The sequence below is a fragment of the Ramlibacter tataouinensis genome (genome assembly GCF_027941915.1).
Taxonomy (GTDB): domain Bacteria; phylum Pseudomonadota; class Gammaproteobacteria; order Burkholderiales; family Burkholderiaceae_C; genus Ramlibacter; species Ramlibacter tataouinensis_C.
This window is the reverse complement of the sequence record NZ_CP116009.1, coordinates 2,279,675-2,304,720: the sequence shown is the minus strand read 5'-3', so window position 1 is coordinate 2,304,720 and position 25,046 is coordinate 2,279,675. Positions and strand designations below refer to the sequence as shown.

Genomic DNA, 25,046 nt, shown 5'->3' with positions numbered 1-25,046 from the left:
GCGCGCCTCAGTGGCCCTGCAGCCCGCGCCGGTACTGCACTGCCTCGGCCACGTGGGCCACTTCGACGTCGCTCGCCGCCGCCAGGTCGGCAATGGTGCGCGCGACCTTCAGCACCCGGTGGGTGGCCCGCGCGCTCCAGGCCAGGCGCGCGGCGGCGTGGTCGAGGAAGGCGGCCGAAGCCGGCAGCAGGCGCGCGTGCGTGTCCACCTCGGCGCCCTCCAGCGCCTGGTTCGGCTTGCCCTGCCGCGCCAGGGCCCGCTCGCGCGCCGCCAGGCAACGCGCGCGCACGGCCGCCGTGCCTTCGCCCGCCGGCGCCGCCAGCAACTCGTGCGGCGTGACGGCCGGCACCTCCACCTGCAGGTCGATGCGATCGAGCAGCGGGCCGGACAGGCGCGACTGGTAGCGGCTGACCTGGTCGGGTCCGCAGCGGCAGGCCCGGTGCGGCGCGCCCAGCCAACCGCAGGGGCAGGGGTTCATGGCCGCGATGAACTGGAACCGGGCCGGGAACTCGGCCCGGCGCGCCGCCCGCGCGATGGTGATGTGCCCGGTCTCCAGCGGTTCGCGCAAGGCCTCGAGCGCCGCGCGCGGGAACTCGGGCAGCTCATCGAGGAACAGCACGCCGCGGTGCGCCAGCGAGATCTCGCCCGGCCGCGGCGGGGAGCCGCCGCCCACCAGCGCCACCGCGCTGGCGGAGTGGTGCGGCGCGCAGGTCGGGCGCACCGCCCAGCGCTCCAGGCCGAACCGGCCGGCCAGGCTGGCGATGGCGGCGCTCTCCAGCGCTTCCTGCACCTCCATCGGCGGCAGCAGCCCGGCAAAGCGCTGCGCCAGCATCGATTTGCCCGAGCCCGGCGGGCCGACCAGCAGCAGGCTGTGCGAGCCGGCCGCCGCGATCTCCAGGGCCCGCTTGGCGCCGCCCTGGCCCTTCACGTCCGCCAGGTCGGGGTAGGCGGCCGGCGCGCTGGGGGGCCGGCGCTGCACGCGTTGCCAGCCCTCGCCGGAGGCTACCGGCTCGCCGCGCTGGAACTGCGCCACCACGTCGGTCAGGTGGCGGGCGCGCCAGACCCGTGCACCGGGCACCAGCGCCGCTTCCTCCGCGCTGCCCGCAGGCAGCACGAGCTGCGTGTCCGCGCCAGCCGATTGCAGCGCGAGGCTCATGGCCAGGGCGCCGCGCACCGGACGCAATTCCCCGGACAGCGACAACTCGCCGGCGAACTCGTAGGGCAGCAGCCGCTCGCCATCGAGCTGGCCGCTGGCGGCCAGGATGCCCAGCGCGATCGGCAGGTCGAAGCGGCCCGAGTCCTTGGGCAGGTCGGCCGGCGCCAGGTTGACCGTGATGCGCTTGTTGTGGGGAAAGGCGAAGCCGCTGGTCAGCAGGGCGGCGCGCACGCGCTCGCGGGCCTCCTTGACCTCGGTGTCGGCCAGCCCGACCAGGAAGAAGTTGGGCAGGCCGTTGGCCAGGTGGACCTCGACTTCGACCTGGGCGGCCTCCAGGCCGAGCAGCGCGCGGCTGCGTACTAGCGACAGGCTCATGCGGGCGCTCCCTTCGTCGCTCGTCAACGCGCCGCTCGGGACCCGAGCCGACCCCCGCCGGATTTCCTGTGCGCTACCGCACAGGATTGGCTTACATGCGCTGGTCGTGCTGGGCGCCGCCGCGCAGGTCGGCCATCTCGGGCTTGACCTCGGCATAGGCGAGCGTGCGGCCGCCGAATTCCTTGGCGAATCCTTCCGCCGCCTCGCGCACGGCGAAGCTGGCGATGGTCGGCCCCATGGAGCCGTGGCGCCGGCTGCCGACCACGTAGAAGCCGGTGCGGGCGTCGATCCAGTGGCCGAGCGGATTGCTCCAGTCCGCTTTCGCCATGTCCTGCACGAAGGCCGCGCGCACCGGGCGGACCTGCTCCGGCCGCAGCAGCTGCGCGAACATCTCCGTCGTGTCGCAGAAGAACACGGGCGCGGCGACGCCGGCGTAGTGCACCTGCGCCTTCGGACCGGGGTAGTCGGCCAGCAGCATGCCGTCGAGGTCGCAGGTGGTGGCCGGGTCGATCTCGGCGGGGGTGACGGACGCGGCGCTGCCGCCGGATTCGGCGCTGCAGGCGAGCAGCGTGGCGAGCGGGGCGGTACCGGCGGCGATCAGCAGGTGGCGGCGCTTCATGGTCTGAACCTCCAGGTGGCAACGCCCAGCGGCGCGGCGATCCAGCCCAGCATGACCAGCGCCATCAGCCAGGGCTTGGCGAGCGCCGCCGGCACGATGGATGTGAGGCCGTACAGGCTGCGCACGTCGTCGAGCGAAAAGATGTTGAGGATGCGGAACACGTCCGCCGGATTGAGCAGCAGCAGGTAGGGGAAGGCCTGCGCGCCGCGCTCGCCGCCGGTGCCCACCAGCAGGCCGAGCAGCAGCAGGTCGAACACCAGCACGAAGAAGAACCAGGTGGCGATCGCCAGGCCCGAGGCGCGCGTGCGATCCTTGGCCAGCACCGACAGCATCACGGCCAGGCTGAGGAAGGCCAGCCCGAGCAGCACCGAACTGCCCATGAAACCGGCGTAGGCCGCCATCCCGGCCGTGCCGGCCTGGGTGGCGAGGACCCCGGCGACCAGGCCGAAGCCGGCCACGGTGGACAGGGTGAGCGCCGCGGCCAGCCCCAGGTACTTGCCCAGCAGCAGTTCGAGCCGGGTGATCGGCAGCGCCAGCAGCAGGTCGAGCGAGCCGCGCTCGCGCTCGCCGACGATCGCGTCGAAGCCGAGCAGCAGCGCGATCAGCGGGATCAGGTAGATCACCAGGCTGACCAGGCTGGTGATGGTGAACTCGATCGAGCGCAGGCCGACCGCGCCCTGCTGGGCACCGCCGAAGTAGGCGATGACCAGCGCGAAGGCGGTGAACACGAGCGCGACAGCCAGCACCCAGCGGTTGCGCAGGCGGTCGCGCAGTTCCTTGGCGGCGATGGTGGCGATTTGCCGGAACTCCATCGTCATCTCCTTCAGGCGGCAACGCCGAAAAAGACGTCCTCGAGGGACGGCTCGTGGATCTTCAGGTCGGCGACCGTGCTGCCCAGCGCGGCCAGCGCGGCCAGTGCCGGCATCTTGGCCTCGCGCGGCAGTTGCGCCTGCAGCGCGCCCTCCTGCCAGCTCGGCTGCGCCAGCGGCAACGCCGCCAGCGCCCGTTCCACGGCGGCGGCGCCGCCGGGGTCGAACTGCACCTCCAGCCGCAGCGGCAGCTGCAGGCGTTCGCGCAGTTCCGACACGCTGCCGACCGCACGCACGCGCCCGGAGCCCAGGATCGCCAGCCGGTGTACGCGCTGCTGCAGCTCGGCCAGGATGTGCGAGGTCAGGATGATGGTCACGCCGTCGCCGCGCAACTGCGCCAGCGTGGCGTGGAAGGCGCGGATCGCCTCCGGGTCGAGCCCGGTGGTGGGCTCGTCCAGGAACAGCACGCGCGGCCGGCCCAGCAGCGCCTGGGCGAAGCCGAGGCGTTGGCGCATGCCCTTGCTGTACTCGCGCACGGGCCGCGCGGCGGCGTGCGCCAGCCCCACCTGCTCCAGCAGCGGGGCGCAGTTGGCGGCCGGCGCCGACTTCAGGCGGGCGAAGAAGCGCAGCGTCTCCAGCCCGGTGAGGTTGTCGTACAGCACCACGTTCTCGGGCAGGTAGCCGATGCCGCGGCGCGCGGCGCGAAAGCCCCGCCCGCGGGTGGCCGCGCCCAGCACCCGGATCTCGCCGGCATCGGGCCGCAGCAGCCCCAGCATCATCTTGAACAGGGTGCTCTTGCCGGCGCCGTTGTGGCCGATCAGGCCGAACACCTCGCCGGGCTGCACGTCGAGGTCGATGCCGTCGACCGCGCGCACCGCGCCGAAGTGCTTGACGGCGCCGCGCACGGAGATCGCCGGCGGCTCAGTGGCCGGCAGGGGAAGGGAGGTCATGCCATCGTTTCCATTCGGGGTGGGCCGGTGCCATGCGCGGCTTGGGGTCGACCACGCTCGGCACCCGCACCAGCGGGAATTGCTGGGCGACCACGCGCAGCGCCTGGATCGCCGGGCTGGCCAGCAGCAGGCGCACCGCCGGGTGGCGCCAGACCAGCCGGTCCACCAGGTCGTTGGCCTCGTAGCGCACGTCGCCGTGGCCGTCGCCGTCGCGGTCCCAGCCCAGGTAGTTGCCCCAGTGGTTGCCGCTGCGCGCGCCCCAGGTCTCGTCGCGCGCGCCGACGTAGCGCACCTGCTCGCGGTTGCCGATGAAGTCGTTGCCTTCCACCTCGTTGCGGGTGGAGCCGGCCGACAGGTGCACGCCGACCCGGTTGTTCACGACCAGGTTGCCGGCCAGTCGCGCGTACTCGACGTCGTAGATGAAGAAGCCGCGGCCGTTGCCGGCCACCACGTTGCCCTCGATCACCGAGTCCTGCAAGGTGCGCAGCATGATGCCGTGGTCGGTGTTGCCCCAGGCCCGGTTGTTGCGCACCACCTGGTTGCGCACTTCCATCAGCGCCAGTCCGCCGCGGTTCAGGTAGGTGTCGTTGTCCTCCCACAGGTTGCGGTAGGAGGTCATGTAGTGCGTGCCGTAGCGGCTGTGGTGCAGCCGGTTGCCGCGGAACACCGCATCGTGCGAGACGTCCACGTACAGCGCATCGCGCACGAAGCTGATGTTGTTGCCGATGATCTGCGCGCCGCGGGTGTTGTACAGCTGCACGCCGTTGCCGCGCTGGGCCGAGGGATAGTCGCGCTTGCCGACGATCAGGTTGTGCTCGATGCGCACGCCGTCGGCCTTCTCGATCCACAGGCCGAACAGGTTGTAGACCAGGTCGCAGCGGCGCACCACGGCGCGGTGCGCGCCTGGCGCGAGGTAGATGCCGGCGTTCTGCTCCAGCAGGCTGTCGCCGGAGTCACGCACGATCAGGCCCTCGATCGTCACGTCCGGGGCGGTGACGCGGATCGCGTCGCCCTTCATGCCGGCGGTGAGGGTCGGCCGCTGCAGCCCGCGCAGCGTGAGCGGCTTGTCGATCCGCAGGTTGCCGCTGTAGTGGCCGCGCTCGACCTCGATCACGTCACCGGCGGCGGCGCGGTCCAGCACGGGCTGGATCGCTTCGCCCGGCCGCACGGTCCAGGTGGCGGCGCGCAGCGCCAGGGGCGCGAGGCACAGCACCAGCAGCAGCAGGCGCATCAGCAGGACGGCGAGGCGTGTCACGGCTCGTCAAACCTCCAGCCAGCCGGCGGACTTCAGCAGCAGGAACAGGGCGGCGCCGATCAGCAGGTTCTTGAAGCCGACGTAGCAGATCATGTCCATCACGCTGGCCACGCGGTAGCGCCGGCCCCACCAGGGGCCGTCCTTCACGTAGCGCTTGTTGGCCAGCCGGATCAGGACCTCGAACAGGCTCCAGCCGAACCACCAGCCGATGATGGCGCCGGCGCGCAACTCGCCCATGCCGGCCAGGACCCAGGCGATGGTGACGGCGACGGCCAGCGCCACGCTGCCGGCGCGCAGGCTGGCGTGCGGCAGCTGCCGCGCGGGCAGGCTCCACGGCCACAGGTGGCCCCAGAACTCGGCGCACAGCCAGCCGCACAGGCCCGGCTGCCGCGTCGCGTACGACGGCTGCGCCGGGTCGGTGGGCATGCGGGGATCGACCATGGTGTTCAGCCTCCCGCCGGCGGTTCGGCCGGCACCGGGTGGATCGGGATGAAGTAGCCGTCGCGGCCGATCGGCGTCAGCGGCAGGCCGGCGCGCTCGCGGCGCTTGCGCTCCTGCGACAGCGGCGGGCAGGCGTGGGCGTCGGTGTAGAGCACCATGCAATCCAGGCAGTGCAGGCACTCGCGGTGGTCGATGCGGCCGTCGGCATCGATCGCCTGCGCGCCGCAGCCCTTGGCGCAGGCCGTGCAGGTGCTGCATTCGGCCTTGCGCTTGAGGCCGAACCAGCGGAAGGTGGTCGGCATGGCCAGCGAGGCGCCCAGCGGACAGATGTACTTGCAGTAGGGCCGCTCGATGAAGATCGAGGCCGCCAGGATGGCGGCGACGAACAGCGTGTAGGGCCACGAGCGCTGGAACAGGCCGACCAGGAAGGTGGTCTTGAACGGCTCGACCTCGGCCAGCATCTCGGCCCAGACCATCGAGAACATCGACACCGCCAGCAGGCCGCCGAAGATGACGTACTTCAGCCACTTGAGCTTGTCATGCAGCGGCCGTGGCAGCGCGCGCTGGAAGCGCTTGAGGCCGATCGCGCCGGCGACCTTGTACAGCAGCTCCTGCAGCGAGCCGAAGGGGCACAGCCAGCCGCAGAACAGGCCCCGGCCCCAGACGAACACCGTGATGACGATGAAGACCCAGAACAGGAAGATGAAGGGGTCGCTCAGGAACAACTCCCAGGTCCACTGGAACAGCAGCGCATGGAACCAGGTCAGCACCTGGGTGATGGAGGGCTGCGCCATCAGCCCGAAGCCGACGAAGCCGATGCTGACCACCCAGGCGCTGTACTTGAAGGCGTTGACCGGCCACTTGTTCTTGCGGGTGGAGCGGCGGGTGAGCTTGTCGCGCAGTGCGTAGACGACGGCCACCGCGACCAGCAGCGCCGAGAACAGCGCGATCTCGACGCTGCGCGACTTCCAGATCTTGACCCAGGCCGCCTCGGACGCTTCGCGGGCGGGCCGGCCGCCCTCCAGCGTGGCGGCGGGCAGCCAGTATTCGGCGTCGAAGCTGGTGAAGGTGCGCGCGCCGGTGGCGCGGTCGATCCGGTTGCCCAGCAGGCTGAGCTGCCACGGAAACGCGGCCGAGAACGAGCCGGATCGAACGATGAAGATCGCCGACTCGGTGTAGCGAGGCGCGCCGGCGGCCTGCAGCCCGTACAGGTTCAGGTAGTCGAGGTCGCGGAAGGTGAAGGTGTCGCGCCCCTGGCGCACCTGGATGCGGTCGTAGATGCCGCCGCGCACGAAGCCCGAGCCCTTGAACGACTCTTCGCCCTGGGTGCGGATGACGAACAGCGCGTGCTCGCCGGGCTTGAGCTGCGCCATCAGGCTGGACCAGCCGGCCTCGCCCAGCAGCGCGCGGCCGATGTCGGGCTGGTTGAGGTAGCCGAACCACAGTTCGATGAAGGGCCCGCCGCTGCGCGGCAGGCCGACGTCCTGCGGCTGCACCAGCAGGCGCTGCACGCTGCCTTCGGCGGCCAGCGCCGCCCAGTCGGCCTGGCCGCCGCGGTCGATGAACGTCGCCTGCGGCCGCACGGTGGGCGCCAGGATGCCGGTCTGGCGAGCCACCGCGGCGCCGGCCAGCGTCATCACCTGGTTCTGCGCGATCACGGTGACGGTGGCGCCGGAGATCGCATCGAGGCCGATCACGCCTTCGTCGGGGCGCGAGCGGCCGATCTCCAGCTGGTCGCCGACGAACTTGCCCAGGTACTGGGCATTGAACTTCTCCAGCGCGCTCTCGGGAATGCCCAGCAGCAGGATGGGCTCCGAGTGCTTGAGCACCTTGACGCCGACGAAGCGGCCCTCGGTGTTCATGCCGATCAGGGTCACCACCGGCTTGCCCGAGTACGCCGGGGTGTCGGTGATGTCGGTGGAGAGCATCACGTAGCCGAGCAGCTTGCGCTGGCCATCGGCTTCGCCGTATGCCTCCACGTAGGGCGGCTGGCCCTTGCGCTCGGAGAACGCGGTGGCGCCGGGGAACACCTCGGCGCAGGGCGCGTAATCGCACAGCCGCGCGGCGGAGTGGACCTCGTCCGGCAGCGTCGCCTCGTAGGCACCGGCCCACAGCAGGGGGCTGAACAACAATGCTGCGGCGCCCAGCCAGAGCCGGAACAGGAGGAACAAGGGGTTCATGAGGGGCTCCGCGGTCGCGCACCGCGGGGTGCGCGACCGCGGCGGGGGCTCAGGCTTCGACGATCATGCGGCTGCGCATCTCGAGGTGCAGCGCATGGCAGAAGTGGGTGCAGTAGGCCCAGAAGACGCCCGGCTGGTCGGCAATGAAGGTGACCGACTTGGTCTCCAGCGGGTTCACGATGAAGTTGATGTTGTACTTCGGGATCGCGAAGCCGTGCGTCAGGTCTTCGATCTTGTCCAGGTTGGTCAGGATCAGCGTGACCTCGTCACCCTTTTTCACCTTGAACTCGCGCAGGCTGAAGGTCGGCGCCTGCGACGTCATCTTCACGGTGACCTTGCGGCCGTTGCGCGTGACGCCGGACTCCTTGGGGTCCTTCACCGCGTTGGGGAAGTCGTCGAGCGCATACACCTGCTTGGGGCGCAGCAGCTCGCGCCTGAAGATGATGAAGTCGTGCGGTTCGCCGCGCACCGGGTGGTCGGCCTTGAGCACCATCTTGTCGCCCGAGATGTCGATCAGCTGCTCGTTCTCGGCGTGCAGCGGGCCCACGGGCAGGAAGCGGTCCTTGGAGAACTTGCAGCCCACCGCCAGCCACTTGCCGTCGGCCTTGACGGTCTCGGACTGCGAGGCGTTCACGTGGCCCGGCTGGTACTGCAGGTCGAGGCGGTCGACCACGTACTTGGCGTTCTTGTCGCCGGCGTGGAACTTGATGGCGGCGTCCACGTTCCACTTGACCAGCTGGCTGTCCAGGAACAGCGTGGTGTAGGCGTTGCCGCGGCCGTCGAAGGCGGTGTGCAGCGGGCCCAGGCCCACTTCCACTTCGGCCACGATGGCGGCGTCCAGCTTCTCCAGCTTGCCGTCGAACCAGTCGAGCACCTTGGCCAGCTCGATCACCGAGCAGGTGGGCGACAGCTTGCCGGCGCAGATGAAGTACTTGCCGTCCGGGCTGGCGTTCACGCCGTGCGGGTTCTTGGGCACGCTGACGTAGGCGGTCAGCGCGGTCTTGGGGTCCTTGTTGGCCGCGCGGGTGCCGTCGACGACCGGCACCTTGGAGCTGCCGATGGTCTTGAACTTGCCGGCCTTGACGGCGGCCTCGATGCGCGCGACGTTGAAGAACAGGCAGGCATCGCGCTCGGCGGACATCATGTCCTCGAAGCGCACGCCGTTCTCCACGTTGTACTGGTTGGTGGCGGCCAGCTTGCCGTCGTACGAGGTGGCGGCCAGGTCGCAGTTGCCGTCGATCATCACCTGCCAGCGCACTTCCATCGTCTCGGCGTCGACGCAGCTGAACATCGAACGGTAGTTCTTGTCGTCTTCCAGGCCGGTGCCCGGCAGCGGGATCGCGAACTCGGCGCCGCAGAACACGCGGGTGGTGTAGTTGATGGCCGGGTCGACCGGATCGCGCTTGTCCGGGAAGATGCCGTGGAAGCCCTGCACGTTGGGCAGCTCGGTGATCTTGTCGCAGACGAAGTAGTCGAGCCGGATCCGCGCGATGCGCGAGTTGATCTTGTCGTTGATCCAGGCGTAGCGGCCGTCGTAGTCGCCGTCCTTGTAGGAAGCGTGCGTGTGGTGGGTGTCGGCCACCGTGTACTTCAGGCTGCCGTCGGGCTTGGTGCCCATCACCGCCTTGGACTCGTTGGTGATGCCCCAGCCCACCAGGGCATCCGGCACGAAGCAGGGAATGCGGGTCAGCTCGCGGCCCGAGGGCAGCCCCAGCACCCGCATGTCGCCGGTGTGGCCACCGCTCCAGAGGCCGTAATAGGTGTCGAGCTCGCCCGGCTTGAGGTGGACGCTGCCCGCGCCGCCCTCGTCGGCATGCGAGGCGGCGCCGGCCGCGGTGGCCTTGGGCGCCGGCGCGCTATCGGGCTTGTCGCTGCAGGCCGACAGGCCCACTCCGGCCAGTCCGGCCGCGGCAGCGGTGTTGAGGAACCGGCGCCGCGACGGGACGGCTTCGGGGACGGAGGCGGAAGGCGAGAGGGTTGTGGTCTTGTTGGACATCGGGGTTTCCGAGCTGCGTGGGTCGAATGCAGCCCGATGCACGAACCGCGCTCCGGGAAGCAGGGTGGCGGCAAGGCTGCAGGGGGATGATCCCGAGAGCGCATCGCTTCGCTGTTGAGGTTCATCAATGAACCGTCAAGGGTTCACCCGGGGCTGTTGCGGTTCATCAACGGAAAAGGACGGCCGGCGCCGCGACCTTGCGGTTCATCAACGAACCTGCCTTCAATGCTCGCGGCAGGCCGGGCCGCTTCCTAGAATCCGCCGCACCTCGACCAAGGATTCCTTCCGTCATGAACCACCTGGCCCTCGCACTCGTTCTCTCGGCCGCCGCAGCGCTGGCGGCCTGCGGCAAGCAGGAAAGCGCCCCCGCTCCCCAGGCTGCGGTGCCGGCTGCGGCGTCCGCCCCGGCTGCGGAGGCTGCGGCACCGGCAGCGGCCAACGCCGAACTGGGCAAGTCGGTCTACAACAAGACCTGCGCGCTGTGCCATGCCGCCAACGTCGCGGGCGCGCCCAAGCCCGGCGACAAGGCCGACTGGGAGCCGCGCATCGCGCAAGGCAACGACACCCTCTACAAGCACGCCATCGAGGGATACACCGGCAGCAAGGGCCAGATGCCCGCCAAGGGCGGCAACGCCGCGCTGCCGGACGACGAGGTCAAGGCCGCCGTCGACTACATGGTCAGCCAGTCGCGCTGATCGAGCCATGCGAGCGATGACGCGTGTCGATGCCGGCGCCGCGCCGCGCGGTCCGGTGGCGGACCGCGGCCGGCGTGCCATCCTCGGCGCGGGCGCCTGCCTGGCCGGCTGGGCGCTCACCGCTCGCGCAGGGGTGCCGGACGCGCGGCTGCGCGACAGCCGGACCCTCATGGGCACCCAGGTGGACATCGCCGCCCAGGGCGCCGATTCCGGCCTCCTTCGCGCCGCCGTCGATGCGGCCTTCGTGCGCATGGGCGCGCTCGAAGCCGTCATGAGCCACTACGCGCCGACCAGCCGGCTGGCGGCGATCAACCTCGCCGCCGGCATCCAGCCGGTGCCGGTGCCGCGCGAGCTGCTCGAAGTGCTGCACATGGCCGCCGACGTGTCGCGGCGCAGCAGCGGCGCCTTCGACGCCACCATCGGCTCGGTCGGTCGGTGGCACTTCGACCCGCAGGCGCCGCGCCGGCCTACCGATGCCTACATCCGCGAGCACCTGGGCGCCGTCGACTGGCGCCAGCTGGCACTGGACGAGCGCGCCGGCACCGCGTACCTGCGCCGCCGCGGCATGCGGCTGGACCTGGGCGGCATCGCCAAGCTCTACATCCTGCAGGAAGGACTGGCCGCGCTGCGCAGCCATGGCGTGCGCACGGCGCTGGTCAACGGCGGCGGCGACGTGGTCGCGATGGCGGCGCCCGGCGCCACCCCCTGGCGGGTCGGCATCCGCGACCCGCGCGCGCCCGCGCAGCTGCTCGCCAGCCTGGAGCTGCGCGACGGCTTTGTCGCCTCCTCGGGCGACTACGAGCGCTTCTTCCTGCACGATGGCCGGCGCTACCACCACGTGCTGGACCCGCGCACCGGTTATCCCAGCGAAGGGCCGCGTGGCGTGACCCTGGTCGGCCGCGAGCTGCAGGCCGTCAACGGCCTCGGGGCCGCGGCCATGGTGCTCGGGCTGGCACGCGGGCGTGAACTGATCCGCAGCACCGAGGGCGTGCAGGGCCTGATCGCCTCGGCCTCGGGCGAGCTCTGGCTTTCGCCGGCTCTGCGCGAGCGGCTGCGCCCGGCCGGCATCCAGGCCGGCTAACACTTCCCACCGCACCGAAAGGAGGCCGGGGCCGGCCTGCCCTCACCATCGCGGTGCGCGCGGCGTCCGCCGTCGGCGCGGCCCGCACGCCGCCGGTGCATGCAAGGTGCGGCGCCCGCCGCGCAGCCGCGCTCGGCCATCTGGCATGGCTTCTGCTTTGCTGTCGGGGACTCCCCCTGACTCAACGGAGAACCATGAAAGCGAAAGCCGCCTTCCTTCTATCCGCTCTCGTGCCGGCCGGTGCCGCGCTGGCGCAGGCCCAGGCGCCGCAGCCGGACCACACGTTCGCCTTCAATGCCGGCGCCATCAGCGACTACCGCTACCGCGGCATCTCGCAAAGCCGGCTGCGGCCGGCCTTGCAGGGCGGGGTCGACTACACGCATGCGAGCGGCCTGTACCTGGGCGCCTGGGCATCCTCGATCCGCTGGATCAAGGACGGCGGCGGCGGCGCGGACGCCGAACTGGACCTGTATGGCGGCTGGCGTTTTCCGGCCGGCCCGCTGGGGCTGGACCTGGGCGTGCTCACCTACAACTACCCCGGGCACGAGCTGGCCACCAGCCCGAACACGCAGGAGGGCTACGTCGCGGCCAGCTGGGGCCCGGCAACGCTGAAGTACTCGCATGCCTTCAGCAACCTGTTCGGCTTTGCCAACAGCAAGAACAGCTACTACCTCGACCTGTCGGCCAGCTTCGACCTCGGCCGGGGCTGGTCGCTGGTGCCGCACGTCGGCCACCAGAAGGTCAAGAACAACGACCCGTCCTCGTACACCGACTACGCGGTGACGCTGAACAAGGACTTCGGCAAGGGCCTGTCGGCCAGCGCCGCCTGGGTCGATACCGACAGCAATGGCGTGTACCTCTCGCCCGGCGGCAAGAACCTCGGGCGCAGCGGGCTGGTGCTGGGCGTCAAGTACGCGTTCTGATCCATGGGCCCAAGGAGCAAGCCATGAAACTGGTCACCGCCATCATCAAGCCCTTCAAGCTCGACGAGGTGCGCGATGCGCTCTCGGCGATCGGCGTGCAGGGCATCACCGTCACCGAGGTCAAGGGCTTCGGCCGCCAGAAGGGCCACACCGAGCTGTACCGCGGCGCCGAGTACGTGGTCGACTTCCTGCCCAAGGTGAAGATCGAGGCGGCCCTCGCCGACGAGCTGGTCGAGCGCGCCATCGAGGCCATCGAGGGCGCGGCGCGCACCGGCAAGATCGGCGACGGCAAGCTGTTCGTCTTCGACCTCGAGCAGGTCATCCGCATCCGCACCGGCGAGACCGGCCCCGCGGCGCTGTAACCCCCGTCGAAAGAGGCTTCCCATGAGAAAGCTGTTTGCCTGCTTTGCGCTCGCCCTGGGCCTGCTGGGCGGTACCGCCGCCGCGCTGGCGCAGGTGCCAGCCACCCCTGCCGCGGCGGACGCCGCCCCGGCCGCGCCTGGCGCCGGGCCCGCCGCTGCGGCCCCCGCCCCGGCCGCGCTTGGCGCCGGGCCCGCCGCTGCGGCCCCCGCCCCGGCCGCGCTTGGCGCCGGGCCCGCCGCTGCGGCCCCTGCTGCCGCCCCCGTCGCCACGCCGGCGCCCAAGGTCGATTCCGGCGATACCGCCTGGATGCTGACGTCCACGCTGCTGGTGATCCTGATGACGATCCCCGGGCTGGCGCTGTTCTACGGCGGCCTGACCCGCTCCAAGAACATGCTGTCGGTGCTGATGCAGGTGTTCGTGGTGTTCTCGCTCGTCAGCCTGCTGTGGGCGCTGTATGGCTACAGCTTCGCGTTCTCCGGCGAGGGCCGGTTCATCGGCGGCGCCGACAAGCTGTTCCTGCACGGGGTCACGCCGGCGACCTTCGGCGCCCTGCCGACGATCCCCGAGTACGTGTTCGTCGCCTTCCAGGGCACCTTTGCCGCCATCACGGTGGCGCTGATCGTCGGCGCCTTCGCCGAGCGCATCCGCTTCGCGGCGGTGCTGCTGTTCTCGGCGCTGTGGTTCACCTTCTCCTACGTGCCGATGGCGCACATCGTCTGGGGCGGCGGCCTGCTGGCGCAGGAGGGGGCGCTCGACTTCGCCGGCGGCACCGTGGTGCACATCAACGCCGGGGTCGCCGGCCTGGTCGGCGCCTGGCTGCTGGGCAAGCGCATCGGCTTCGGCAGGGAGGCCTTCACGCCGCATTCGCTGACGCTGACCATGGTGGGCGCCTCGCTGCTGTGGGTGGGCTGGTTCGGCTTCAACGCCGGCTCGGCCGGCGCCGCCAACGCCAGTGCCGGACTGGCCTTCATCAACACCGTGCTGGCCACCGCCGCCGCCACGCTGTCGTGGATCACCGGCGAGGCGCTGGGCAAGGGCAAGGCCTCGATGCTGGGCGCCGCATCCGGCGCCGTCGCAGGACTGGTTGCCGTCACGCCGGCGGCCGGCTTCGTCGGCCCGATGGGGGCCATCGTGCTGGGCCTGCTGGCCGGGCTGGTCTGCCTGTGGGGCGTGAGCGGCCTGAAGCGCGCGCTGGGCGCCGATGACGCCTTCGACGTGTTCGGCGTGCACGGCGTCGGCGGCATCGTCGGCGCACTGCTGACCGGCGTGTTCGCGTCGCCCTACCTCGGCGGCACCGGCGGACCGGCGCCCGAGACCTTCACCGTCGCCGCGCAGCTGTGGGTGCAGTTCAAGAGCGTGCTGTTCACCATCGCCTGGTCGGGCGTGGTGGCCCTGGTCGCCTACAAGCTGGTGGACCTGCTGATCGGGCTGCGGGTGAGCGAAGAAGAAGAGCGCGAGGGGCTGGACATCACGGCGCATGGCGAGACGGCGTACAGCCGGTGATCGACCCTGGAGTCGGGCTCGGGTCGCCGAGCAGAAGGCAAGTCTGATCCGCCTTCGAGCCCGCTTCGGCGGGCTCGCTTCCTTCCGGCGCGCCGGGCTCCTGCAAGAAGAGGGTGCTCAACCAGGGCGAGCGGTCGCGGTTGCGGCGGACGTGACTAGCATCTTGCGATGCAGTGCATGCCGAACGAGCGGCTGGCGAGGGAGGAGGTCATCTGGGTGCTGGCGACCGTTTGCCGCCAGCACCGGATTCCGTTCGACGCCGGTCTCATCCTGCAGCGCCATCCCCCGGGGGAAGACGGAAGCTACTCGCTGGCCGATGTTCTCCTGGCCGCGGAAGCGATGGGCCTGCAGGCGGAGCACGGGCCTCCAGGCAACCTGGGCTTCATCGCTACGCGGCTGCCCGCATTGTTCCTCCGTCGCGCGGAGCTGGGCGTATCCCAGCCGGCGCCAGGAGCAACGCCGGCGGCGCCCTGCGGGGAGCCGATCCTGGTTACGGGCATCGCCGGAGATCACGTCAGCTATGTCTGTTCGACCGGCGAACCGGAGCGGACGGTGCCGGTCGGCGACCTGTTTCCGGCGCTCGGCTCCACGGCCGTCTGCTTCACACCGAAACCGCAGGCGCTGCGCGACGAAGACGGCGCGCGTGCTTCCGAGGCCAGGCCGTTCGGCTTCGCCTGGTTCGTGCCGGAGCTGCTGCGCTATCGCGCCGTCTGGCGGGACATCCTGCTCGCGTCACTGGCGCTCCAGCTCGTGGGGCTCGCCACGCCCTTGTTCACCCAGGTGGTGATCGACAAGGTCGTCGTGCATCAAAGCCGCAGCACCCTCGTTGCGGCCGGTGTGGGGCTCGCCCTGGCGATCGTCTTCACGGCCGTCTTTTCATGGGTTCGCCAGTACCTCGTCCTGCACACGGGCAACAGGGTGGACGCGGTGCTCGGCAGCCGCGTCTTCTCGCACCTGCTGCGGCTTCCCATGGGCTATTTCGCCCGGCGTCCCACGGGAACCCTGGTCGCGCGCCTGCAAGGGGTCGAGGCGATCCGCGAGTTCATGGCGGGTGCCGCCATCACGCTGCTGCTGGATTTGCCCTTCATGCTGGTGCTCCTGGGCGTGATGTTCTGGTACAGCTGGCAACTGTCGCTCATCGCCGTCGGCTTGCTCGTCCTGCTCGCGGTCCTGAGCCTGGCCATCACGCCGCTGCTGCGATGGCGGCTGGACCGGCAATTCCTGCTCGGTGCCCGCAACCAGGCCTTTGTCACCGAATACATCGGCGGCATGGAAACCGTCAAGGCGCTGCAGCTGGAGCCGCAACTGGAAAAGCGGTACGGCAACTGCCTGGCGGAGTACGTGGCCGCCGGCTTCCGCACGCGGCAGCTTGCCAACACGTACGGCACGGCGGCGCAGGGGCTCGAGCAACTGCAAGGGCTCGCCGTCCTCGTGGTCGGCGCGTTGCTGGTCATGAGGAACGATGGCTTCACCATCGGCATGCTGGTGGCCTTCCAGATGTTCGCGGCTCGCCTGTCACAACCGCTGCTGCGGCTGGTCGGGCTGTACCAGGAGTTCCAGCAAGCCAACCTGTCGGTGAGGCGCCTGGGGGACCTGATGAATGCACCGGCCGAACCTTACGGGCTGCTGCCGGCGCGGGCCGGGGCCGGAACCGGCCGCATCGACATCGAGGGCCTGAGCTTTCGCTACAGCCCGGAGCACCCGTGGCTGTTCCGGGATCTCTCGCTGTCGTTCAAGCCAGGCACGACCACGCTCCTGGTCGGGCCCTCCGGCAGCGGAAAGAGCACGCTGGCCAAGTTGCTGCTCGGCTTCTACCGCCCGGTGGAAGGCTGCCTGCTGCTCGATGGCCAGGACGCCCGCCATTTCTCGGCCAACGAGTTGCGCTGCAGGTTCGGCGTCGTGCCGCAGGAAACGCAGTTGTTCGCCGGCACGGTGTACGAAAACCTCCAGATGGCAAATCCGCTGGCCAGCTTCAACCAGGTGGTGCAGGCTTGCCGGATGGCGGAGATCCACGAGGTGATCGAAGGCTTGCCACAGGGCTACCAGACCGAGATCGGCGAGAAAGGTGTCGGGCTGTCCGGCGGCCAGAAGCAGCGCATCGCCGTCGCTCGCGCGCTGCTGAAACGACCCCGCATCCTGATCTTTGATGAAGCCACTGCGAGCCTGGACGTGCAAACTGCGGCGCAGCTCGCCCGCACCATCAATCAGCTGCGCGGCAAGGTGACGGTGCTGTTCATCGCGCACCAGGTGCCACGGGGGTTGCAGGTGGATGAGACCGTGATTGTTGGAATGGAAAGAAGCGAGAGCAAGACGCGGGCGAATGCATCATGAAGCGAGTTCTGAGAAGGTGGCCCAAGTTGTTTGCCTTCTTGGGGCTGGTTCTGTTAACCACGGCGTGCTCAAAGACGATCACGTGGGAAGAAGAGGTGCCGCTGAATACCGGCGAGAGCATCTGGGTGAGGCGAACGGTTCCCTGGGAAGTTCAGAGCGGAACCGGGAACCCCTTCGACTGGGGATTGAGAGCACGATTGTCCCGTCAAGTACTCTCGTTTGAGTACCGGCGAACTCAGTACTCGTACGGCGGCGGCGCCGACGTTCGATGGATCTTGATCTCGCCTGCGGGCGCTCCAGTGTTGCTGGCTGAATCGGCTAGCTTGGGTTGGGACGCGCGCAATAGCTACTACTGCGTGGTTCCTCAATATGTGCAGTTTGTCCCCGATCCGCGCGATGGCACTCGCTGGACGTGGCCAAAGAGCATTGAGCCGTGGGTTTTCAACATGCCGGCCAACCTCATGGGCAATGTGCCTAAACCTGGTGAGGTGAAGCAGCGGTACACCGCTCGTGAAAGAGAGGAGCGGGATGCGTCCTTGCGTTATCAGTGGCCGGCAGCGATGCGTGTTGACCCGCAGCACAAGACAAGTTGCTTAACTGATCCTTCTTCAATCCTGGAAGGGAGAGTCAAGAAATGATCTCAAAAGAAGATGCAGCGATCTTCGCTCTGCGTGTTTACGACGATGAAGTTCGTCCACAGAACCTGGTCGCCGAACCAGTAGGTTGGAAGCGTCTACCAGATCCAATCGTTCCAACGGGCGGATTTGCATACGCAGTCTTCCGAAATAACGACAACGGCGAAGTCGTCATCTCATTCCGCGGAACGGACGGACTGAACGACGCTATCGCCGACATCAACCTCACTAATGGAAGTCGAGAGTCGCAGGCCGTCCAGGCCGCGCAGGTGTATGGCGAAGTCTTGCGCATTTACGGCGCCGACGCGGCGGGTAGCAACATCTCGTTCGCCGGCCACAGCCTAGGGGGAGGCCTAGCTTCCATTGCGGCAGTCTGGTTCAACCGTCCTGCCATTGTCTTCGACCCGGCTCCCTTCGCGTTCACGGCGCTCCACCCCCATCGGGTGGACGAAGCAAGAGCCGCAATGGGTCAGTCGTTGCCCCAGGCTTTTAGGGACTTCAGGCCGGTGGAGGATTATCAAGCGCGATCGTTGAACGTTACCGGCTACTACGCCAAAGGGGAGTTCTTGGAATCCGTTCGCGCGGATCTATTGACCGTCAACCTGTCGGGGCTCAAACCGGTTCAGTTCGGGAACGAGCATGTGAGCGCACTGGCTATGCACAGTCAGGCTCTCCTCACCGCTGGGCTCATGAGTGAAGACTTTCGCAAAGCAACTCTCCGAGTCCAGTCCAGCCTTCCTCTCATCATGTCTGGCGATTTCTATTCGCCTGAACCTCGGGGCATCGACGATCGGAATTTCCTGATCGATCTCATCCGGTCCGAGCAGGCAAGCCCCGGAAACAGCAAGCTGAGTCATTTTTCCGCGGACCTGCACAAGCTCGGCACCAACATCGCCGGCCTGAACCGGCAGGCCCAGGACGCGCTGATCGCGCAGGGCATCGAGTGGTACTACTGGCAGGGCGCCAACTACGCGGGCCAGGAGTTCTTCACTGCGGACGGCGAGCTGCTGCAGTACACCTCCGCCCAGGGGGATGGCTTGGCAGGAGCCCTGAACAAGGCTCACAAGTACGTGTTGCCCTGGCTTCAGCCGATCATGCTGAGCCATGGGGTGGGTTACCGCCAATTCCCCACCACCGTAGAGCCCTTCGCCCAATGGAACGTGTCCGCAGGGTCCGCAGGATCCACGGCGACGGCCCGCGACACCGCCAAGACACAGGCTTTCATCGGCGGCAGTGGAAATGACGTCTTCACCGGCGGGGACAGCGGCGATGTGCTCTACGCCGGAGCTGGGGACGACACACTCGACGGCGGCGGAGCCAAGGACAAGCTGTACGGAGGCGTGGGGGTCGATACCTATCGCTTCAACGGGCAGTTCGGCGACGACCTGGTAGTGGACTCGGACGGCGATGGATCCATCGAACTCGACGGTTCTGTGCTGACGACTGCTATTGCCATCGGCCGCGATCGCTGGGGCGTGCGGCTGGCCAGTGGGCAAGCTGCGGTTCTATCGCTGTACGACGATTCGACCTCCAGGACCTTCAAGAAACTCGAGATCATTCGCCAGGGTGAGGCGGCCAACCGCATCACGATCGGCCACTTCGACTCGGCCAGGGCGATCGGCGGCGAAGGCTACCTGGGGCTCAAGCTGGACGACGGCCAGCGGCTGGCCTTGCTGGAAGGCGGCCGCTCGAACGTGATGAAGGATCCGGATTTCGTGGCCAGCAGCCTCGGCACCCTGCTGGGCACGCTTGCCGAAGGCGCCGGCAAGGCATTCACGGTCTTCCTCGGGGCGGCGGCCCGCGCCGGCGACACGCTCAAGCTGGCGCTGACCGGAGAAGGGGCGGCTGGCTGCGAGGTCGTCCTGGGGGACGGCACCGTGCCGGCGAGCGGTGCGGTCATCTCGCTGCTTGAAGGCCAGACCACCGTGTCGTTCTCGCTCGTGCAAGCGGGTGATCTCGAAAGCGATCAAGCGGTTTCGCTGGGCGTCAGCTTCCAGGGAGAAAAGCACACCGCCACCAGCAACACCTGGGCCCTGACACTCAAGGACGCGGGCAACGCCAGCAACGTATTCCGGGGTGACCAACGCGCCCTGATCATCGGAACGGAAACGCGCCTCGATATCCCGCCCAGCGATGGCCGATTCGGCACCTTCGCCTGGTCGGAAACCCGATGGGCGCCCGATGGCACCCTGATCAACGGTGTCGCGGAGGCCGATTTCGCGGACGTGATCTACGGCGCGCCCACCAACGACCGAACGTCCGGCGCCGGCGGCAACGATGCCCTGGGCGGTAACGCCGGGAACGACGAGATCGATGGCGGTGCCGGCGATGACCTGCTCGCCGGAGGCTCGGGCTCCGACCACATCATGGGCGGCGAGGGCAATGACTTCATCAGCACCAGTGCGGTCCTGACAGCGCGCACCCGCCTGCGGCCCGACGATGCGTGGACCGTGCCGGCAGGGGCCACGTCGGTCCTGGCCAAGGGTGCGACCTGGGGGATCTATACAAGGAGCGCAGGGGGCGGGGCCGTATGGGATGGCATCGGCGCCACTTCCACCGACACCGGGCAGAGCGACGTGGTCGAGGCCGGAGCCGGCGACGACCTGGTCCTGGCAAGCTGGGGCGACGACCGCGTCAAGGGCGACGACGGCGATGACGTCCTCTGGGGGCTGGCTGGCGCCGACATCCTCGAAGGCGGCGACGGCGACGATTTCCTGAACGGCGACGGCGACGTCCTCGCCGGGTTCCTGTCGTCCGTGGCGGCCGCCCACCATGGGGCCGATTTCCTCGATGGCGGCGCCGGTGACGACACGCTGGTCGGCGACGGTGGCGCCGACCAGTTGTTCGGCGGCGCGGGCAACGACCAGATCGCGGGGGATGCCAGCGGCCCCACCGCGGCCAGCGACTACATCGATCCCACCTACCACGGAGCCGACTACCTGGACGGCGAAGACGGGGATGACATCCTCGAAGGTGGCGGCAAGGACGACACCCTCTACGGCGGCCAGGGCGCCGACGTGCTCGTGGGCGACACCAGTGCCGTCAACGTGATCGCGGCGCACCAGGCGCTGATCTGGGGCGATGACTACCTCGACGGCGAGGAAGGAGACGACCTCCTGATCGGCGGCGGCGGGGCCGACACGCTCTATGGCGGGGCGGGTCGTGACCGTCTCTATGGTGACGAGAACACGAGCGCCCTGGCCGCCCAGTACCAGGGGCATGACTATCTCGATGGAGAGGCCGGCGACGACGTGCTCTACGGCGGTGGCGGCGCCGACATCCTGCTCGGGGGCGATGGCAACGACGTCCTGATCGGTGACGCAAGTCCCTCCGTCCTGGCTGGCAGCGCCCATGGCGACGACTACCTGGAAGGCGGCGACGGCAACGACCAGATGGTCGGGTACGGTGGAGCCGATGTCCTGTTCGGCGGAGCCGGCAACGACCTCCTGCTGGGTGACGGCAACGGCGGCGACCTGGCGGCCCAGTTCCACGGCGCAGATCATCTCGATGGCGGAGAGGGCGACGACCTGCTCATCGCCGGGGGTGGCGATGACCTCCTCTTCGGCGGGACGGGCCACGACGAACTGCAGGGCGGCGCCGGCCACGACCAGCTCGACGGGCAGGAGGGCAACGATCGCCTCTTCGGCGAGGCGGGCGATGACCTCCTGCTCGGTGGCGACGGAGACGACGTGCTGGTGGGGGGCGCAGGCGACGACCTGCTGGAGGGCGGCGAAGGCAGCAACCAGCTGTGGGGAGAAGCCGGCAACGACATCCTCACCGGCGGCTCCGGCAGCGACCACCTGATCGGCGGGCTCGGCGACGACATCCTCGCAGGCGGCGGGGGCGACGACATCTACTACTACAGCCTGGGCGACGGCACGGACCGCATCACCGACAGCGGCGGCACGGATTGGCTGGTCTTTTCCAACGTGTACGCGGGTCAGGTGGAGATCAGCGTCGGTTCGCTCAAGATCTCGCTGCCGGGCGGCGGTGCCGTGCACCTGGACGACTTCGATCCGGCGAACCCGCTGGAGGGCGCCATCGAATGGTTCCAGTTCGCCGATGGTGTGTTCAGCCGGCAGCAGCTGATCGACCTGCACGGGTTCACCATCGCAGGCACGCCGGAAGCCGACACCCTCACCGGCACTGCCTTGGCCGACGACATCGACGCGCTGCAGGGGTCGGACCTCGTCCTGGCAGGCGGCGGTGCCGACCACGTGGTGGGCGGCGACGGCGATGATTGGCTGCTGGGGGAGGCTGGGGACGACCTGCTGTACGGGGGCGAGGGCAACGATCTGCTGGCCGGCGGCACGGGCAGCGACCGGCTGCACGGCGGAGCAGGCGACGACACGTATGCCTTCGCGCGAGGCGATGGGCAGGACACCGTGGTCGATGCCAGCGGCAGCAACCAGATCCAGCTCGGTGGCGCGACGGAATCCGAACTGCGCTTCAGCCGCTCGGGCAGCGACCTGGTGGTGGCCATCACCGGAACGGAAGACCGGCTGACCATCTCGGACTGGTTCGCGGCAACCGGCTCGGAGTGGGGCATCAGCCTGGACGACGGAACCTTCTGGGACCGCGCCGACGTCGAGTCCCGCGTGCTGCGCAACCAGCCGCCGGTGCTGGTGCAGGATGCGGTGTCCGTGAGCGAGGACGGCCTCGTGCAGGTCTCCGGCAACGTCCTGGGCAACGACGCCGATCCCGATGGCCGGCCGCTCAGGGTGACCAACCCCGGCGTGTATGCCGGTGTGTTCGGCAGCCTGCGCCTGACGGGCGACGGAACCTACCGATATGACCTGGCCAACGCCAGCGCGGGCGTGCAGGCGCTGGCTGCCGGTCAGCAAGTCACGGACACGTTCGTCTACACAGCGAGCGACGATGATCCGGATGGCGCGGCCAGCAGTTCTTCGTCGATCGTGGTGACCATCAGCGGCGCGAACGATGCCCCCGTGGCCCAGCCGGACCAGGCCCTCACCGCGGAAGACAGCAGCGCCACGGTCACGGGCAATGTGCTGGGCAACGACCACGACATCGACGCGGGCGCCCTCTTGCAGGTCGCGGCGCCCGGCTCGTATACGGGGACGTACGGCAGCCTCACGCTGTCTGTGGACGGCAGCTATGCGTACACGTTGGCCAATGGCTCGGCCGCGGTCCAGGCGCTCGGCCGCAGCCAGCGGGCCACCGACAGTTTCAGCTACGGCGCGTTCGACGGGCTGGCTGCAGCACCCGGGCAGCTGCAGGTGCACATCGACGGCAGGAATGATGCGCCGGTGGTCTCCTCCGCGCTGCCGGACCAGGCCGCGGCCCCCAACAAGTCCTACCTGTGGCAGATCCCCGCCGGCAGCTTCGCGGACCCGGACACGGGTGACACCTTGCTGTTTGCCGCCAGCCTGGCCGATGGCGCTCCGCTGCCGGACTGGCTGGCCTTCGATACCGCCACCCTGACCTTCAGCGGACGCGTGCCGAAAACGGCCACGGGCTTCCTGGACATCCAGGTCACGGCCACCGACCGCGTGGGCAACAGCGCCGACCTGACGGGCAGCCTGTCGGCTTCGGACGTGTTTCGGCTCAGCTTCGATGCAGCTGGCGGCGGAGGTGGCGGTGGCGGTGGCGGTGGCGGTGGCGGTGGCGGCGGTGGATCGCACGGCAACCAGGGCGTTGGGAACGGGCCCGATCCCGCACCGCCGGGTCACGACGACAGCTTCAACGACGGCCCCGGCACGGGTCCCGGCAATCCCGGAGCAAAGGCCCGGCGTGCCCACCCGGATCGTCCAGACAAGAAGGACATCGAGCCGCTGACCCTGGTTGCCGAGGCAGCAGGCGAGGCCATCGGCCACCGCATCGGGGCTGGACGAACAAGCCCGATGGGCGCCGAGCACTCGGACCACGCAACCGCGTCGACCGGATTCGAAGTCGAAAAGGGGACAGTGGGCGGCGGGGAGCCTGCCGACACTGCACGGGAACGCAGAGCGGCCGGTGCAGCGCCGTCGGACGCAGGCGAGGCCGCCGCCACGCCGATTCCCCCGTCCTGGGCTTCATCTTCCCGGCCGCTCGCGAGCGGGCTGCAGCTGGCGGCGGCGCCATGGAGCGTCGTCAGCGCGCCGCCTTCGGGAGCAAATTCGTTCTTCTCCCGCTGGAAGCAGCTTGACGAACAGTTGGCGGCGCACCTCGCGGCAGCCGATCTTCACGACGGCGGTGAATCGGAGGGAGGCGCAGGGTCTCGAGGCGGCGACAGTCTCGTGGGCAGCCCATGGGGGCCCGATCCGGTCACCATGGTCTCGGGCAGCAGGCCTGGACTGCCGGTGTTCCGGGGGCTGAGCGAAGGGCTGGCAGGCCCGGGCTTGCGGTGAAAGGCGGCGGCCAAGGCGACCGCCCGGCTGGTGCCCTGCCGCGCGACTGGCGCTCCGATGCCGCCGATTTCGTGCCGGACATCCTTCGCGTCCAGGCCAGTCCGCCGGCGCCGCTCCCGCGCGCGGTGCTCGGCGCGGCTGTCGCGCTGCTCGCCTGCACGCTGGCCTGGACGCTTTGGGGCAAGCTGGACATCGTCGCCGTGGCGCCGGGTCGGCTGGTTCCGCAGTCGTCGCTGAAGATCGTGCAACCGGCCGAGGCCGGCATCGTCAAGGACATCCTGGTTGCAGAGGGCGAGCTGGTGCGTGCCGGGCAGCTCCTGATGCGCATGGACTCGACGCTGTCCGCCGCTGAACTCGACTCCCTGCGCCGGGAGCTCGCGCAGAAGGAGCTGGCGCTGCGGCGCATCGACGCACAGATTGCCGACCGGTCGCTCGAGCCGCACCCACGGGATCCACCGGAGCTGCTCCAGCAGGCGCACGCACAACTACAGGCGAACCGGCTGGCCTTCGAAAGCGCCCTGGCCCAGGAGCGCGCGACCGGGGAACGCTCGCGCCAGGAACTGGCCGCGGCGCGGGCCTTGAAGTCCAAGCTCGAGCAGACCTTGCCGCACTACCAGGAGCAGGCCGAGGCTTACCGCAACCTGGTGCGCGAGGGGTTTGCCGGGCGCCTGATGGCCGAGGACAAGACGCGCGAACGCATCGAGAAGGAACAGGATCTCAACGCCCAATCCCATGCGGTCGAGCGGGAGCGCGCCAACCTGGCCTTGTCCGAGCGCAGGCTGGCCCAGATCCGCAGCGACTACCTTCGCCAGCTGCGCGCCGAACGCGCGGCCGTGGTCGAGCGGCTGGAAAAGCTGCGTCCCGAGCTGGCCAAGCAGGACCACCGACACGCGTTGCTGGAACTCAGGGCGCCGCAGCAGGGGCGGGTCAAGGACCTGGCGACCCAGACCGCGGGCACCGTGGTCCAGCCCGGCACCATCCTCATGACCCTCGTTCCCATCGACGATGCCTTGCAGGCCGAGGTGTGGCTCTCCAACGAGGACGTCGGATTCGTCAGGCCAGGGCTGCCGGCCAGGCTCAAGTTCTCGGCGTTCCAGTTCCAGAAGTACGGCATGCTGGATGCCACGGTCGAGCAGGTCGCCGCGGATGCGGCTGCGCCCCAGCAGGCGCAGGCCGACGGGGCGCAGCCGGCGCTGCTGGCCTATCGCACCGTCGTGGCCTTGCAGCAGCAGTTGCTCGTCGCCGACGGCGTGAACCACCGCCTGGCTTCAGGCATGCAAGTGGCCGCCGAGATCAAGCTGGGGGAGCGCACCGTGCTCGAATACCTGCTCTCGCCCGTGCGCAAGGCGTTCCACGAGGCCGGCCGCGAGCGGTAGCAGGCGTT

Annotated in this window: 15 protein-coding genes and 1 pseudogene; 9 read left to right on the top strand and 7 right to left on the bottom strand. The window is 69.3% G+C overall.

Going from position 1 to position 25,046, the window contains the following annotated elements; translation table 11 throughout:
• Positions 1-7 precede the first annotated feature (7 nt).
• The 7 genes and pseudogenes from PE066_RS10795 to nosZ all read right to left on the bottom strand — a co-directional run bounded on the left by PE066_RS10795 (position 8) and on the right by nosZ (position 9,781).
• The gene (locus PE066_RS10795; RefSeq protein WP_271232546.1) at positions 8-1,531 is read right to left on the bottom strand and encodes a YifB family Mg chelatase-like AAA ATPase; all 1,524 of its coding nucleotides are present in this window, start codon (positions 1,529-1,531) and stop codon (positions 8-10) included.
• A 91-nt stretch (positions 1,532-1,622) separates the two neighbouring features.
• On the bottom strand, positions 1,623-2,150 hold the full coding sequence (locus tag PE066_RS10790; RefSeq protein ID WP_271232545.1) for a nitrous oxide reductase accessory protein NosL: 528 nt from the start codon (positions 2,148-2,150) through the stop codon (positions 1,623-1,625).
• Entirely contained in the window at positions 2,147-2,962 is an 816-nt protein-coding gene (locus PE066_RS10785) for an ABC transporter permease (RefSeq protein ID WP_271232544.1), read from the bottom strand. The genes PE066_RS10790 and PE066_RS10785 overlap by 4 nt, the downstream gene beginning before the upstream one ends.
• 11 nt (positions 2,963-2,973) lie before the next feature.
• Entirely contained in the window at positions 2,974-3,909 is a 936-nt protein-coding gene (locus PE066_RS10780) for an ABC transporter ATP-binding protein (RefSeq protein WP_271232543.1), read from the bottom strand.
• Positions 3,881-5,140: a nitrous oxide reductase family maturation protein NosD gene (locus tag PE066_RS10775; protein WP_271236557.1), complete on the bottom strand. Its 1,260-nt coding sequence runs from the start codon at positions 5,138-5,140 to the stop codon at positions 3,881-3,883. The genes PE066_RS10780 and PE066_RS10775 overlap by 29 nt, the downstream gene beginning before the upstream one ends.
• A gap of 30 nt (positions 5,141-5,170) precedes the next feature.
• Positions 5,171-7,785 (bottom strand): annotated as a pseudogene (locus PE066_RS10770) (4Fe-4S binding protein).
• 49 nt (positions 7,786-7,834) lie between these two features.
• Positions 7,835-9,781, bottom strand: coding sequence for a TAT-dependent nitrous-oxide reductase (nosZ, locus tag PE066_RS10765; protein ID WP_271232542.1), 1,947 nt, complete (start codon positions 9,779-9,781; stop codon positions 7,835-7,837).
• Between the two features lie 290 nt (positions 9,782-10,071).
• Here nosZ and PE066_RS10760 point away from each other — a divergent pair, with 290 nt between their 5' ends.
• From PE066_RS10760 to PE066_RS10720, 9 genes are all read left to right on the top strand, one after another.
• Positions 10,072-10,476 (top strand): c-type cytochrome, encoded by a 405-nt coding sequence (locus PE066_RS10760; RefSeq protein WP_271232541.1) that lies wholly within the window; start codon positions 10,072-10,074, stop codon positions 10,474-10,476.
• Positions 10,477-10,492: 16 nt separating this feature from the next.
• Positions 10,493-11,557, top strand: coding sequence for an FAD:protein FMN transferase (locus PE066_RS10755; RefSeq protein ID WP_271232540.1), 1,065 nt, complete (start codon positions 10,493-10,495; stop codon positions 11,555-11,557).
• Positions 11,558-11,751: 194 nt separating this feature from the next.
• Positions 11,752-12,480, top strand: a complete 729-nt coding sequence (locus PE066_RS10750) for a TorF family putative porin (protein WP_271232539.1) — start codon at positions 11,752-11,754, stop codon at positions 12,478-12,480.
• 23 nt (positions 12,481-12,503) lie between these two features.
• Positions 12,504-12,842, top strand: a complete 339-nt coding sequence (gene glnK, locus PE066_RS10745) for a P-II family nitrogen regulator (protein WP_271232538.1) — start codon at positions 12,504-12,506, stop codon at positions 12,840-12,842.
• A gap of 22 nt (positions 12,843-12,864) precedes the next feature.
• On the top strand, positions 12,865-14,346 hold the full coding sequence (locus PE066_RS10740; RefSeq protein ID WP_271232537.1) for an ammonium transporter: 1,482 nt from the start codon (positions 12,865-12,867) through the stop codon (positions 14,344-14,346).
• Positions 14,347-14,523: 177 nt separating this feature from the next.
• Entirely contained in the window at positions 14,524-16,677 is a 2,154-nt protein-coding gene (locus PE066_RS10735; protein ID WP_271232536.1) for a peptidase domain-containing ABC transporter, read from the top strand.
• The gene (locus PE066_RS10730; RefSeq protein ID WP_271232535.1) at positions 16,674-17,315 is read left to right on the top strand and encodes a hypothetical protein; all 642 of its coding nucleotides are present in this window, start codon (positions 16,674-16,676) and stop codon (positions 17,313-17,315) included. Before PE066_RS10735 ends, PE066_RS10730 begins: the two co-directional genes overlap by 4 nt.
• On the top strand, positions 17,312-23,662 hold the full coding sequence (locus PE066_RS10725) for a VCBS domain-containing protein (protein ID WP_271232534.1): 6,351 nt from the start codon (positions 17,312-17,314) through the stop codon (positions 23,660-23,662). Before PE066_RS10730 ends, PE066_RS10725 begins: the two co-directional genes overlap by 4 nt.
• Positions 23,563-25,038, top strand: coding sequence for an HlyD family type I secretion periplasmic adaptor subunit (locus tag PE066_RS10720; RefSeq protein WP_271232533.1), 1,476 nt, complete (start codon positions 23,563-23,565; stop codon positions 25,036-25,038). The genes PE066_RS10725 and PE066_RS10720 overlap by 100 nt, the downstream gene beginning before the upstream one ends.
• Positions 25,039-25,046: the final 8 nt, after the last annotated feature.